This is a genomic window from Knoellia koreensis (genome assembly GCF_013041615.1).
Taxonomy (GTDB): domain Bacteria; phylum Actinomycetota; class Actinomycetes; order Actinomycetales; family Dermatophilaceae; genus Pedococcus; species Pedococcus koreensis.
In genome coordinates this window covers 1,437,728-1,450,594 of record NZ_JABEPQ010000001.1, presented here as the reverse complement: position 1 = coordinate 1,450,594, position 12,867 = coordinate 1,437,728, and the positions used below count along the sequence as shown (strand labels likewise).

The window sequence follows — 12,867 nt, the reverse complement described above, 5'->3', positions numbered from 1 at the left end:
TGAGGTGTTCGTGCGGCGGTCTGCGGTCCGTCGGTATGCCGCACGGCTAGCATCAGGGCCGTGCCAGTCCCCACGACGCCAGACCCGGCGGGGCCCCCGAGCGGGAACCCCGTGCGGATCCTCACGGTGTGCACCGGCAACGTGTGCCGCTCACCGTTCCTCGAACGTGCCCTGCAGCGCGGGCTCGACCAAGCCTGGGGGCCGGGACGGTTCGAGGTCCGCAGCGCCGGGACCGGTGCCCTCGTCGGTGAGCCGATGGACCCGCGCGCTGCGGCGCAGCTGGGCGACCTCGGTACTGCTGACGGCTTCGTCGCGCGCGCCATCACCCCGGAGATCGTCGCCCAGTCGGACCTCGTGCTCACCGCGACCCGCGCCCATCGCGGCCGGGTCGTGACGCTGACGCCGCGGGCGCTGCGCTCGACCTTCACCTTCCTCGAGTTCGCCGACCTCGTGAGCGGGCTGCAGGCCGACGGCCCGGAGGCCCTGACTCCCGATGCCGACCCGGCCGACCGGGTGCGGGCGGTCATCGCGGCCATCCCCGCGTTGCGCGCGCAACGGCACCCGCTGACCGACGAGGAGGCCGACATCGTCGACCCCTTCCGGCGCGACGACGCCGTGTTCGTCAGGATGCGCGAACAGATCGTGAGCGGGCTGCCGGCCGCACTGCGCGCCCTGGGGCCGTCGTGAGCGGCAACGGGTTCCCCGGCCGGCTGTCCGGGCGGGCGGCGACGGTGGGACTGGCCGCCTTCATCCTCGTCGACGTGCTGCTCGTCGCGGCCGCCGTCAACCACGTGCGTGGCGGGGCATCAGCGGGGGCAGCCACGGCCGGTTCCTCGACCATCAGCAGCTCGTCCTCGACGTCGTCGGGCGACCCGAGCACCGACGGCACCCCGACGACCAAGGCGCCCGAACCGGCGGTGGCCCTCGAGCAGTTCGTCATCGCCGAGGACGCGCGGACCGGCTGGCGGATCACCGTCGGGTCCTGCGCCGACGGCGGGGCGGCGGTGGCCGTGACGACCAGCGGCGGCGCCAGCTGGACGCCCCGCCAGTCACCGTTCGACACAGTCACCCGGCTGCGGGTGCGGGCCGACGGGACGGCCTTCGCCGTGGGCGGGGACAAGGGGCAGTGCGGTCCGGAGCTGAGCAACACCAGCGACCAGGGCCGGTCGTGGGGAGCGCAGAGTGCCACCGGCGACGCGTGGTTCCGCGACCCGCGGGACGTGCGCAGCATAGGCACCACCACGGGCACCGTGGCCAAGCCGTGCGGCAGCTCCAAGGGCGACCTCGTCGTCGACCTCGCCGTCGGCGACAGCAGCACGGCAGCCTTGTGCGGCAACGGGAAGGTCCTGCGCACCACCGACGGCGGGTCGTGGAAGGCCGCCGGCACGGTCGACGGTGCACGTGCGCTGTCCTTCGGCGGCGACCGGCTCCTCGTGGTGAGCACGATCGACGGGTGCGACGGCCTTGCGGTCGGCCCTGTCGGCGGCGACAAGCCGGCCTGTGTGCCTACGGGTGACGTCGACCCCGGTCAGGCGGCCCTGTCGTGGGCCGACGGCACCTGGTGGCTGCTCGTGGGCGACACGACGTGGCAGTCCACCGACGCGACGGCGTGGCGCAAGTCCTGATCATCCGCTGACCGGCTGGCGGGTGAGGCCGAGCCGCGCGCAGGGGCGGGGCCGTGCGCAGGCGCGAAGCCGGCGACGCGGCATACCTCGCCGTGGTGGTGGTGCGGACCGCTCAGCTGCGCCCGACGCCAGCGAGGCCACGCGACTCGCGGTCGGCCTTGGCCTTGGCCCCGCGGCGGGTGCGCGGCGGGGTCTCCGGTGCGTAACCGTCGCGGTAGTAGTAGGACTCGGCGTCCGCGCCCTTGGTCGGTGCGCGGTTGACCACGAGCCCGAGGACCGAGCCCTTGACCGCGGCGAGCGACTCCAGTGCCCGGGTGACGTGCTCGGTGCGCACGATGCCGCACCCGATCACCACGACGACGCCACCGGTCACGGTGCTGAGGACCGCCGCATCAGTCACCGGCAGGAGCGGCGGGGCGTCGATGATGACGTAGTCGAAGCGGGACTCCAGCTTCTTCAGCGTCGCGGCCATGGCGGTGGAGCCGAGCAGCTCGGACGGGTTCGGCGGCAGCTGACCAGCGCCAAGGACCGTGATGCCCGAGACGCCGAACGGCTGGAGCACGTCATCGAGGTCAGCGCGCCCGATGAGCACGTCGGTGAGGCCGACCGAGCCCTCCATGCCGAGGTAGCGCAGCAGGCGCGGGCGACGCAGGTCGCCCTCGACGATGCAGACGCTGGACCCCGCGTCGGCGAGGCTGATCGCGAGGTTGGCGGTCGTGGTGGTCTTGCCCTCACCCGGCAGGCTTGAGGTGAACGTGATCGAGCGCGGGTGGTTGGCGGCGTCGACGAACTGCAGGTTGGTGCGCAGCGCGCGGAACGTCTCGGCGCGCGGGCTGAGCGGGTCGGCCTTGACGATCAGGGGCGTGCGGGCGCTGTCGGAGTCGTAGCCGATGGTGCCGATCACCGTCTCGTCGGTGACGTCCTTGAGGTCACGCGGCGCCTTGATCGAGGTGTCGAGCTGGTCACGCAGCAGCGCCAGACCGAGCCCGACGAGCAGGCCCAGCACCAGGCCCAGGGCGACGTTGCGCATGGCGTTGGGGCTGACCGGCGACGTGGGGGTCGCAGCGGGTCGCACGATCGAGACCTTCACCGGGCTCTTGGTGTCGGAGGAGACGCGTTCGAGGTCCGTGACGGTGCTGCTGAACTGCTTGCCGAGCGCGTTGGCGATGCTGGCGGCCTGCGCCGGGTCCTGGTTGCGCACGAGCACGTCGATGAGCACCGTGTCGAGCGGCGCACTGGCCGTGATCTGGCCGGCGAGCGCGTCCGGTGTCGTCTTGAGCCCGAGGTCCTTGATGACCGGCTCGAGAACCGTCGGCGTGGTGACGAGGTCGGCGTAGGACTTCACCCGCTGCTGGGTGAAGGTGCCGCCCTGCAGCAGCTGGGTCGTGTCGGATCCACCGGAGGTGGAGACGAACAGCTGCGTGCGGGCCTGGTAGACCTTGGGGCTCCACAACGTGAAGAGTGCGGCCACGGCCACGAGCGCCAACGTGGAGACCAGGATCGTCCGCCACCGTTTGCGCGCGATCCTGAGATAGTCGTGAAGTTCCACCCGTACTCGTTCTCTCGAGCCATCCCGGCTGCGACCGCCGCACGGCGGCTCAATCGGGGTGCCGGTCCGGTCGCGCGACGCTGACGGGGCTCAGTGTGGCACATGTGACTGCTGAGCGCGGAGCCGTGCAGGCCAGCGCGGGTGTCCGGGGTGTGGCGGGTGCGCCGGCCCGGGTCGGCTGGCCGGGTTCAGCTGGCCGGGATCTGCAGCCAGTCGTACCAGCCGTTGTGCAGGACCAGCCACGCGATGAGGCCGTAGCCGGCCTGCCCGGGGTGGTGCGCGACCCGGCTCGCGGCGAGGTCGGCCTGCCACTGCTCGTGCCCGAGCAGCGGGCTGAAGCAGTCGACGAACGGCACCCCGCGGCGCGAGCACACGTCGGCCTGCGCCTCCACCAGGACGTCGAGCTTGCCGTTGAGCTCCTCATCGTCGGTGGGCGGCGGGCTGACGACGAACGTGCCGATGCCGCTGCTGGCCGCCTCGTCGAGGATGTTCGCGAGGTTGAGCCGGTGCCGGGCCAAGGTGATGCCCTTGGCCGCGTCGTTGGCGCCGATCGAGACGACGAGCCGCTTCTCGGAGCGGCCGCGCCAGCGCGGGCCGCACTCGGCCTGCCAGCGGGCGAGCAGGTCGGCGGTCGTGTCACCGCGCACCCCGAGGTTGTATGCCGTGAGCTCCAGGTCAGGGTGCTGGGTGCGCCCGACGACGCGGGAGACCCAGCCCTGCCCCTTGGGGTCGCCGACACCAGCCACCATGGACGCACCCAGGAAGACCAGCGCGACGTCGCGAGGACCCTCGGCGGCCACGTGGAACTCGGCGCTCGGGGTGAAGGTGGGTTCGGTCACGAGAGGTCTCGCTGTTCGGTCGTCATCGGCTCAGTCGTCGTCATCGTCGTCGAGGCGGGCCAGCCAGGTGGCCAGCCGCTCGACCGGGGTCTCGAACTCGGGGTTGAGGTCGACGAACGTGCGCAGCTGGTCGGCCAGCCACTCGAACGTCACCTCTTCCTCACCACGGCGTGCGGCCAGCTCCTCGATGCCGCGGTCGGTGAAGTACACGCCAGCCACCATACAAACTCAGCTGCCGGCACTCGGCGAGGCACGCGGCATACCTGCAGGTCGGGCAGGCCCCGACCCCACGATCAGGTGGCGTCGACGCCGATCCGGCCCTCGCGGAAGGCCTCGACGAACAACGCGTGGTCGTCGCGGACGGTGCGCGCATACTCCATGCCGAAGTCGACGATCCAGTCGGTGAACTCGCGCCGCCGGCCCTGCAGCGTCGCGGCGATCGCCTCCTCGACCTGGAAGTCGACGAGGTCCTGCTCGCTGTCCTCGTCGGAGGCGCAGTGGATCTTCGCGGTCGCCCGGCCGAGGAGGTCGACGACCAGGGCCATCTCGCCGGGCTCGGGTGAGGTTGTCCCAGTCGAGGTCGACCTCGTAGGGGGACACCTCGGCCACGACGTAGCCGACGCCGCCAAGGGTCGTGTGGCCGAGCAGGGGGTCGGTGTGCACCTGGAGCGCGCGCTGGCTGATGACGGTGCGGTGCGCCTCGTGGTCGAAGTAGGCGTCGATGGCCTCGGTGTCGACGAACCGGCTGAGGGCGGGGATGTTGGCCTGCTTCATCGACAGCACCACGTCGTTGTCGAGGGCCTGGCTCGTGCCCTCGACGAGGATGCTGTAGGCCGGCAGGCCCGCGCTGCCGATGCCGAACCCGGACGAGCCGACCACGTCGACGACCTCGTAGAACAGCTTGCGGTCGAACCGCTTGGACTCGGGGATCGAGTCGAGGTAGCCGTCGAACGCCTCGAGCACCTTGCGCCGCTCGGCCTTGCCCAGCTGCCGCGTGCCGGTGCCCTCGGCGAACCGCCGGACCGCGCCGTCGCGCACCGTGAGCTCACCCAGCAGGTCCGCGCGCCGGACACGGCGGGCGTGCTGGAGGGCGTCGTGCACCGGGCCGGTCGTGTTGTCGAGCCGCAGCGCGAAGTCGGAGTCGTCGGTGGCCTTGACGTAGCTGTTGAGCTGGGCGAGGTAGGCCTTGACGTAGCGGGCGATGAGGCGGCGCACCTCGGCCTCGGGGAGCGCCTTCTGCCAGCCGAGCAGGGCCAGGCTCGCCGCGAACCGCATGAGGTCCCACGTGTAGTGGCCGATGTAGGCCTCGTCGAAGTCGTTGATGTCGAAGACGAGACGGCCGTCGGAGTTGAGGTAGGTGCCGAAGTTTTCGGCGTGCAGGTCGCCGTGGATCCAGATCCGCTCGGTGCGCTCGTCGACCCACGGGTCCTCGAGGTGGGTGACGTCCGCATAGAACAGGACGGCGCTGCCCCGGTAGAACGCGAACGGGTCGGCCGCCATCTTGCGGTACTTGGTGCGGAAGGCGTGCGGTGCAGCCTTCATCAGCGGCGCGAACGCCTCGGTCAGCGTCTCGATGATGAGCGTGCTGCGGTCACCCTTGGCCATGCCGTGACCCTATGTCAGCCGGTATGCCGCGTGGCCGACTCGCGCGCGGACCCCCTGGCGGGCGGGCGGACGACCATGGTCAGGCCGGGCGGGTGGGGCTCGTGCGTGGTGACCGGTGCTGGGAGGTGACCGTGGTCGTCGGCCGGCACCTCAGGCTGCTGCCGCGCGCGATCCGAGCCGGATCGCGACCACCGCCTCGATGATCTCGCGCACCCAGGCCTGCTTCCACATCACCTGCGTCCAGGGGAACCGGATCACCAGCCAGCCGTCGGCCACCAGCTCGTCGTAGCGCACGCAGTCCTTCTCGAACATCTCCCGCTCGCCGTGGAACTCGTGGCTGTCGGCCTCGATCACGATCTTGAGCCGCTCGTCGGCGAGGTCGACCCGGCCGACCCACTTGTCGCCTCGGTGGATGACCACCTGCGGCTCGACGGACAGCCCCTCGACGTCGAGCGCGATGGCCCGCAGCACCGACTCGAACGGGTTTGCCGCCCGTCCATCCGCGGCCTCGATGACCCGGAGTACTCGCGCACGTCCGCCGCGAACCGGCAGTTTCAGGGCAGCCAAGCGCAGCCCGTTCTTGGTCACCCTGCGGGTGCGCAGCGCGGAGTCCGCGACAGCAAGCGCCTCGTCGAACGGCAGCCGAGCGGCACAGTCGAGCACGGTGCGAACGGGTGTGGTGACCCACCCGTCCACATCCGTCCGCGGCAGCTTGACCCACGTGATGCGCGCGACCTTGCGCTGTTCCGGCGTGAGCCGGCGCCCGCGGACTACCGCGATGTGCGGCCGGTCGGGGGAGTGCTTCATCGACCAGCCCCAGTGCGCGGCCGCGCTCAGCAGAACTGCGGTTCCCTTCAGCTCGTGGGCGGCGCGATGCGCCTCGTCGGCGGTCGGCAGTGCGTAACGGCCCCGGGCGACCTTCACGATGAGGTCTCGTCGAAGCGCGGACTCGAGCTGGCCGCGGCTGGAGGCGGCGACGATCTGGGCCCGGGTCCCCAACCCGCCCAACCGCTCCAGCGCCTCGACTGCGTCCATCCGCAAGAGTCTGGTCGATCAGCCACCGGCGTTGTGAGTTGTCCACAGGCGGGCGGGCGACCGTGGTCTGGCGGGATGGGTGGGGTTCGTGCGTAGCGGGTGGTGCTGGGAGGCGACCGTGGTCGTCGGCCGGCTCACCTGCCCCAGACATGGGTATGCCGCCCGCTCGAGGTGAGCGGGGCTCACCTGCCCCAGGCATGGGTGTGCCGCCCGCTCGAGGTGAGCGGGCGGCATACCGGGCGTGGTGTCAGCGCTGGAAGGCCTGCTGAACCAGCTCTGCCTGCTGCTCCGCGTGCCGCTTGCTCGACCCGGTCGCGGGCGAGGCCGAGGCCTTGCGGGAGACGACCTTGAGCGCACGGTTCTGGCCGTGCTGGGCCAGCGCCTCGGGCAGGTTGAGCGCCATGAACGGCCAGGCGCCCTGGTTGCGCGGCTCGTCCTGCACCCAGACGACGTCGGCGTTCGGGTACTTCGCGAGCTCGGCCGCGATCTCCGCGCCGGGGATCGGCGCCAGCTGCTCGACGCGCACGATCGCGGTTGCGGTGTCGCCGGCCTTCTCGCGGGCGGCCTCGAGGTCGTAGACGACCTTGCCGCTGGCGAGCAGGACGCGAGTGACGCCGTCACCGGCGAGGTTCGCCGGGTCGGGGATCACCGGCTGGTAGCGACCCTGGGTGAAGTCCTCCGGGCTGCTGGCCGCCGCCTTGAGCCGCAGCATCGACTTCGGGGTGAAGACGATGAGCGGGCGACGCGGGCGGGCGTAGGCCTGCCGGCGCAACAGGTGGAAGTAGTTAGCCGGGGTCGACGGGTAGGCGACCGTCATGTTGTCCTCGGCGAACATCGTGAGGAACCGCTCGATGCGCGCCGAGGAGTGGTCGGGGCCCTGGCCCTCGTAGCCGTGGGGGAGCAGCAGCACGACCGAGGAGCGCTGGCCCCACTTCTGCTCACCCGAGGACACGAACTCGTCGATGATCGTCTGGGCGCCGTTGAAGAAGTCGCCGAACTGCGCCTCCCACAGCACCAGCGCGTCGGGGCGCTCGACCGAGTAGCCGTACTCGAAGCCCATCGCCGCGAACTCCGACAGCAGCGAGTCGTAGACCCAGAACCGGGCCTGACCCTCACCGAGGTAGAGCAGCGGGGTCCACTCCTCGGCGGTGTTCTTGTCGATGAGCACCGCGTGCCGCTGGACGAACGTGCCACGGCGGCTGTCCTGGCCGGCGAGCCGGACCGGGGTGCCGTCCATGAGCAGCGACCCGAACGCCAGCAGCTCGCCCGTCGCCCAGTCGATCCCGCCATTGCGCACCGAGTCGGCCCGCTTCTCCATGGCCTGCTTCAGCTTCGGGTGGACGGTGAAGCCCGCGGGCGGGTTCACGAACGCGTCGCCGATGTGCTGCAGCGTCTGCGCGGAGATGGCGGTCTCGGTGGCCGACTTCGTGGTCTGGTCGGTGGTCTGCGCCTTGGGCGGCTCGAGACCGGTGTGGCCCTCGGCGTCGGTGCCGGCCTTGGTGTCGTCACCCTGCGCCTCGGCCGGAGCCTTGAGCGCCTCCTTGGTCTCGACGAACACGCGCTCCAGCTGCTGCTGGTAGTCGCGCAGGGCCGCCTCGGCCTCGTCCTGGCTGATGTCGCCGCGACCGATGAGCGACTCGGTGTAGAGCTTGCGCACCGACCGCTTCGCCTCGATGAGGTTGTACATCAGCGGCTGGGTCATCGACGGGTCGTCACCCTCGTTGTGACCGCGGCGGCGGTAGCACACCATGTCGATGACGACGTCCTTGTTGAACTCCTGCCGGAACTCGTACGCCAGCTCGGCCACCCGGACGCATGCCTCGGGGTCGTCGCCGTTGACGTGGAACACCGGCGCCTGGATCATCCGCGCCACGTCCGTCGAGTAGGTCGACGAGCGCGAGGCGCTCGGCGAGGTGGTGAACCCGACCTGGTTGTTGATGACGACGTGGATCGTGCCGCCGGTGCGGTAGCCGCGCAGCTGGGACAGGTTCAGCGTCTCGGCGACGATGCCCTGACCGGCGAACGCGGCGTCACCGTGCAGCAGGATCGGCAGCACCGTGAAGTCCTCACCGGCGAGGTTGAGCCGGTCCTGCTTGGCGCGGGCGATGCCCTCGAGCACGGGGTCGACCGCTTCGAGGTGCGAGGGGTTGGCAGCGAGGTAGACCTTGGTCTTGTTGCCGTCCTCGTCGACGAACTCGCCCTCGGTGCCGAGGTGGTACTTCACGTCGCCGGAGCCCTGGACCGACTTGGGGTCCTGCTTGCCCTCGAACTCGCGGAAGATCTGGCCGTAGGACTTGCCCGCGATGTTGGCGAGCACGTTCAGGCGGCCACGGTGCGGCATACCGATCGCGACCTCGTCCATCTGGTCGGCGGCGGCGCGCACGAGGATGCGGTCGAGCAACGCGATGACCGACTCGCCACCCTCGAGGCTGAACCGCTTCTGCCCGACGAACTTGGTCTGCAGGAACGTCTCGAACGCCTCGGCCGCGTTGAGCCGGCGCAGGATGCGCAGCTGCTCGTCGGCACTGGGCTTGGCGTACCCGACCTCGATCTTGGACTGGAGCCAGCGCCGCTGCTCGGGGTCCTGGATGTGCATGTACTCGGTGCCGATGGTGCGGCAGTACGAGTCGCGCAGGATGCCGAGGATCTTGCGCAGCTTGAGCATCGGCGCCCCGCCGAACCCGCCCGTCGCGAAGTCGCGCTCGAGGTCCCACAGGGTGAGGCCGTGCGACGTCACGTCGAGGTCGGGGTGGCGGCGCTGGCGGTACTCCAGCGGGTCGATGTCGGCCATGAGGTGGCCGCGCACGCGGTAGGCGTGGATGAGCTCCTGGACGCGCGCCGTCTTGTTGACGTCGTCGTCGTGGTGGGCCGAGATGTCCTGCACCCAGCGCACCGGCTCGTAGGGGAGGCGCAGCGACTCGAAGATCTCGTCGTAGAAGCCGTTCTCACCGAGCAGCAGCTGGTGCACGATCCGCAGGAAGTCACCGGACTGGGCGCCCTGGATGATGCGGTGGTCGTAGGTGCTGGTGAGGGTGAGGATCTTGCTGACCGCGTTGCGGTTGAGCGTCTCCTGGCTCGCGCCCTGCCACTCGGCGGGGTACTCCAGCGCGCCCACGCCGATGATCGCGCCCTGCCCCGACATCAGGCGCGGCACCGAGTGGTTGGTGCCGATGGTGCCCGGGTTGGTGAGCGTGAGGGTGGTGCCCTGGAAGTCCTCGACGGTCAGCTTGCCGTCGCGGGCCTTCTTGACCATGTCCTCATAGGCCGACCAGAAGTGGCTGAAGTCCATCGTCTCGGCGGCCTTGATGCTCGGCACGAGCAGCTGGCGGGTGCCGTCGGACTTGGCCAGGTCGATCGCGAGGCCGAGGTTGACGTGGCCGGGCACGACGAGGGACGGCTTGCCCTTCTCGTCGACCGCGAAGCCGTTGTTCATCTCGGGCATCTGGCCGAGCGCCTTGACGAGCGCGTAGCCGATGAGGTGGGTGAACGACACCTTGCCGCCGCGCGAGCGCGCGAGGTGGTTGTTGATGACGACGCGGTTGTCGATGAGCAGCTTGGCCGGGACCGCGCGCACGCTGGTCGCGGTCGGGACGGTCAACGACGTCTCCATGTTGCTGACGGTGCGCGCGCTCGCCCCGCGCAGCGGCTTGACCTCGTCCTCGTGGACCTGGCTGGCCTCCTTGGGCTTCTCCGGGTCGCGCGGCTTGGGGGCGGCGGCCTCCTTGGCCTGCGCTTCCTTGGTCGCCGGGGCCGACGACTTCGCCGCGGCCTCCTTGTCCTCGGGCTTGTCGGCGACGGCCTGGTCGGTCTTGGCGTCCGGCTTGTCGGTCGACTGCGCCGAGGTGGTCGACGGCGCCTGCTGCGCGGGCGCGGCCTGCTGGGCAGGCGCGACCTGCTGGGCCTGCTGCGCCGACTGGGTCGGGGCCGACTGGCTCACCGGTGCGGTGGACGCCGGCGCGCTGGCCGTGCCGTTCCCCCCGCCCCCCGTGGTGCCGTTCGCCGTCCCGTTCGCACCGGCACCCTGGCCGGGCTGGTAGTCCTCGAAGAAGGGCCACCACGCCTTGTCGACGGAGTTCTTGTCGTTCTTGTACTGCTCATACAGCTCGTCCACGAGCCACTCGTTCGGCCCGAAGGCCGCCAGGGGGTCGCTGGTCGATGACTGGTCCGGCACGGCGGATACGCCTCTTTCATAGGGTCGGCATTGGCCTCACATGGCTGTGACCAGCCTAGCCCCGCAGCGTGCTCAGCGCTGCGGGGGGAGGGCACCCAATCGTGCGGCGTGTGACACGTTCGTGACCAGAGGACGACAGGTATGCCGCGGGGCCGGCTTCCGCGCTGGAAGCCGGCCCCACGGTGGGTCGCCGAAGGTCGACCGTCAGCTGATGTCCGCGCGCATCGTTCGCCACGCGCCCAACCCGGCCAGCACCGCGGCATACGCGGCAAGGACCAACGCACCCGCCCACCAACTGAGCGGCTGCGCGGCGTCCGGGCCACCCTGCTGGACGCCGTTGACCATCGCCTGGGTGGCGGCGGACGGCAGGTAGGGGACGATGTGGTCGCGGCCGAAGTCCCACAGCGACAGCAGCACGCCGCCGATGGGCTCGACGATCCACGCCACGGCCACCGCGATGAGCAGGGCCGCCACCTGGTTCGGGATGAGGATGCCGACCCCGAGCCCGATCAGCGCCCACAGGCCGAGGACCAGCAGGCTCAGCGCGAGCGTGCGGAACACGCCCCCGGACGGGAACGGCGAGTAGCCCTGGGCGTTGAGCACCAGTGCACCGGCCGCCACCGAGCCCACCAGGAAGATGAGCCCGTAGATCGCGCCGATGACGAGCAGGGCGACCACCTTGGCGACCATCATCTGGCCGCGGCGCGGCACGGCGAGCAGGGTGCTCGTGATCGTCTTGTGCCGGTACTCCGACCCGATCTGCATGATGCCGATGACGAGGGTCAGCAGGTAGCCGAACGACAGGCCACCGGTGTAGACGCTGTTGGCGACCTGCTCGGCCGTGCCCGTGGGGACGCCCTCGGCTCCACTCTCGGCGCCAGCCGTGACGAAGTAGCCGAACGCCACGGCCAGGCCGGCGCCGATGACGAGCATCGCGATGGCCATGCCCCACCACAGCCGGGTGGTGAAGAACTTGCGGAGCTCCGCCTTGATCGCGGGGATCATCCGTTCGCTCCTTCCTGGCCGGTGATGGCATCTCGTTCGGGTGCCGCACTCTCGTCGCCGAGGTTGCGGTTGGTGCCCTCGGTCAGCTGGAAGAACAGGGCCTCCAGGTCGGTCGTGGCGGCGCGCAGCTCATAGACCGGCAGGCCGGCCCGCAGCGCCACGTCACCGATGAGCCGCAGGTCGTCGGTGGCCGCGACCAGCGCGTCGTCCTGGGTCTCGCTGGTGACGTCGGCGACCCGCAGGGCACCGGCCAGCGCGTCGAGGTCGGTGGTGCGCACGATGGTCTTGGCGTCGCCGTGCAGCTCGGACATCCGCCCCTGCTTGACGAGTCGGCCGTTGTTGATGATGACCACGTCGTCGACGGTCTGCTCGACCTCCTGGAGCATGTGGCTCGAGACGAGGATGGTCTTGCCCTGGCGCGACAGGTGGCGCAGGAAGCCGCGCAGCCAGCGGATGCCCTCGGGGTCGAGGCCGTTGGCGGGCTCGTCGAGGATGAGGACCTTGGGGTCGCCGAGCAGCGCGGCCGCGAGGCCGAGCCGCTGCCGCATGCCCATCGAGTAACCACCCGCCCGCTTGCGCGCCGCCGCGGGGATGCCGACCAGCTCGAGCATCTCGTCGACGCGCGCGTCGCCGATGCCGGTCGCCGCCGCGAGCACGCGCAGGTGGTCCCGGCCGGTGCGGCCGGGGTGGAAGTTGGTCGCCTCGAGCGCCGAACCCACCATGCGCATCGGCGAGGCGATGTCCTGGTAGCGCTGGCCCTCGATCGTGGCTGAGCCCCCCGTCGGGCGGATCAGCCCGAGCAGCATGCGCAGCGTGGTCGTCTTGCCCGCACCGTTCGGGCCGAGGAAGCCGGTGATGCGGCCCGGCTCGACGGAGAAGGAGAGCTGGTCGACGGCGGTGAAGCTGCCGAACCTCTTGGTCAGGTCACGGACCTCGATGCGCGCGCCGGCGCCGGTCCTGTCGGTCGTGGTCGTGGTGGCGGTCATGGAGCCCCCGGATTCATGTCCATGCCGGGCATCCTCCCAACTGACGTGGGGT

Annotated in this window: 10 protein-coding genes and 1 pseudogene; 2 read left to right on the top strand and 9 right to left on the bottom strand. The window is 70.7% G+C overall.

The genetic code is table 11. The features are described 5' to 3' along the window. The first annotated feature begins 60 nt into the window (after positions 1 to 60). A complete protein-coding gene (locus tag HJG52_RS07070; RefSeq protein WP_206069955.1) occupies positions 61 to 687 on the top strand; it encodes an arsenate reductase/protein-tyrosine-phosphatase family protein in 627 nt (208 codons plus the stop codon). Then, entirely contained in the window at positions 684 to 1,625 is a 942-nt protein-coding gene (locus HJG52_RS07065) for a beta propeller repeat protein (RefSeq protein WP_171242752.1), read from the top strand. The genes HJG52_RS07070 and HJG52_RS07065 overlap by 4 nt, the downstream gene beginning before the upstream one ends. A gap of 112 nt (positions 1,626 to 1,737) precedes the next feature. Here the strand turns inward: HJG52_RS07065 and HJG52_RS21555 are convergent, their stop codons facing one another. From HJG52_RS21555 to HJG52_RS07025, 9 genes and pseudogenes are all read right to left on the bottom strand, one after another. Next, positions 1,738 to 3,174: a polysaccharide biosynthesis tyrosine autokinase gene (locus HJG52_RS21555; protein WP_171242751.1), complete on the bottom strand. Its 1,437-nt coding sequence runs from the start codon at positions 3,172 to 3,174 to the stop codon at positions 1,738 to 1,740. Between the two features lie 188 nt (positions 3,175 to 3,362). After that, positions 3,363 to 4,013, bottom strand: a complete 651-nt coding sequence (locus tag HJG52_RS07055; RefSeq protein ID WP_346767604.1) for a GDSL-type esterase/lipase family protein — start codon at positions 4,011 to 4,013, stop codon at positions 3,363 to 3,365. A 30-nt stretch (positions 4,014 to 4,043) separates the two neighbouring features. Continuing rightward, complete coding sequence (locus tag HJG52_RS07050) at positions 4,044 to 4,223, bottom strand: DUF6104 family protein (protein ID WP_171242750.1); 180 nt, start codon at positions 4,221 to 4,223, stop codon at positions 4,044 to 4,046. 83 nt (positions 4,224 to 4,306) lie between these two features. Further along, positions 4,307 to 4,558 carry a DUF2252 family protein gene (locus tag HJG52_RS21835; protein WP_430413336.1) on the bottom strand — a complete coding sequence of 84 codons (252 nt, stop codon included), beginning with the start codon at positions 4,556 to 4,558 and terminating at the stop codon, positions 4,307 to 4,309. Positions 4,559 to 4,586: 28 nt separating this feature from the next. After that, positions 4,587 to 5,555, bottom strand: a pseudogene (locus tag HJG52_RS07045) (DUF2252 domain-containing protein); the annotation flags it as partial. Positions 5,556 to 5,768: 213 nt separating this feature from the next. Further along, complete coding sequence (locus tag HJG52_RS07040) at positions 5,769 to 6,653, bottom strand: DUF559 domain-containing protein (protein WP_171242749.1); 885 nt, start codon at positions 6,651 to 6,653, stop codon at positions 5,769 to 5,771. Between the two features lie 247 nt (positions 6,654 to 6,900). Next, complete coding sequence (locus tag HJG52_RS07035) at positions 6,901 to 10,824, bottom strand: multifunctional oxoglutarate decarboxylase/oxoglutarate dehydrogenase thiamine pyrophosphate-binding subunit/dihydrolipoyllysine-residue succinyltransferase subunit (protein WP_171242748.1); 3,924 nt, start codon at positions 10,822 to 10,824, stop codon at positions 6,901 to 6,903. A gap of 204 nt (positions 10,825 to 11,028) precedes the next feature. Then, the gene (locus HJG52_RS07030; RefSeq protein ID WP_171242747.1) at positions 11,029 to 11,829 is read right to left on the bottom strand and encodes an ABC transporter permease subunit; all 801 of its coding nucleotides are present in this window, start codon (positions 11,827 to 11,829) and stop codon (positions 11,029 to 11,031) included. Then, positions 11,826 to 12,815, bottom strand: coding sequence for an ABC transporter ATP-binding protein (locus tag HJG52_RS07025; RefSeq protein WP_171242746.1), 990 nt, complete (start codon positions 12,813 to 12,815; stop codon positions 11,826 to 11,828). Before HJG52_RS07025 ends, HJG52_RS07030 begins: the two co-directional genes overlap by 4 nt. Positions 12,816 to 12,867: the final 52 nt, after the last annotated feature.

What these genes read in the sequence shown, in the direction of transcription:
- HJG52_RS07030 (WP_171242747.1), bottom strand. Translation starts at nt 11,829, where the DNA reads ATGATCCCCGCGATCAAGGCGGAGCTCCGCAAGTTCTTCACCACCCGG.
- HJG52_RS21835 (WP_430413336.1), bottom strand. Translation starts at nt 4,558, where the DNA reads ATGGCCCTGGTCGTCGACCTCCTCGGCCGGGCGACCGCGAAGATCCAC.
- HJG52_RS07025 (WP_171242746.1), bottom strand. Translation starts at nt 12,815, where the DNA reads ATGACCGCCACCACGACCACGACCGACAGGACCGGCGCCGGCGCGCGC.
- HJG52_RS07040 (WP_171242749.1), bottom strand. Translation starts at nt 6,653, where the DNA reads ATGGACGCAGTCGAGGCGCTGGAGCGGTTGGGCGGGTTGGGGACCCGG.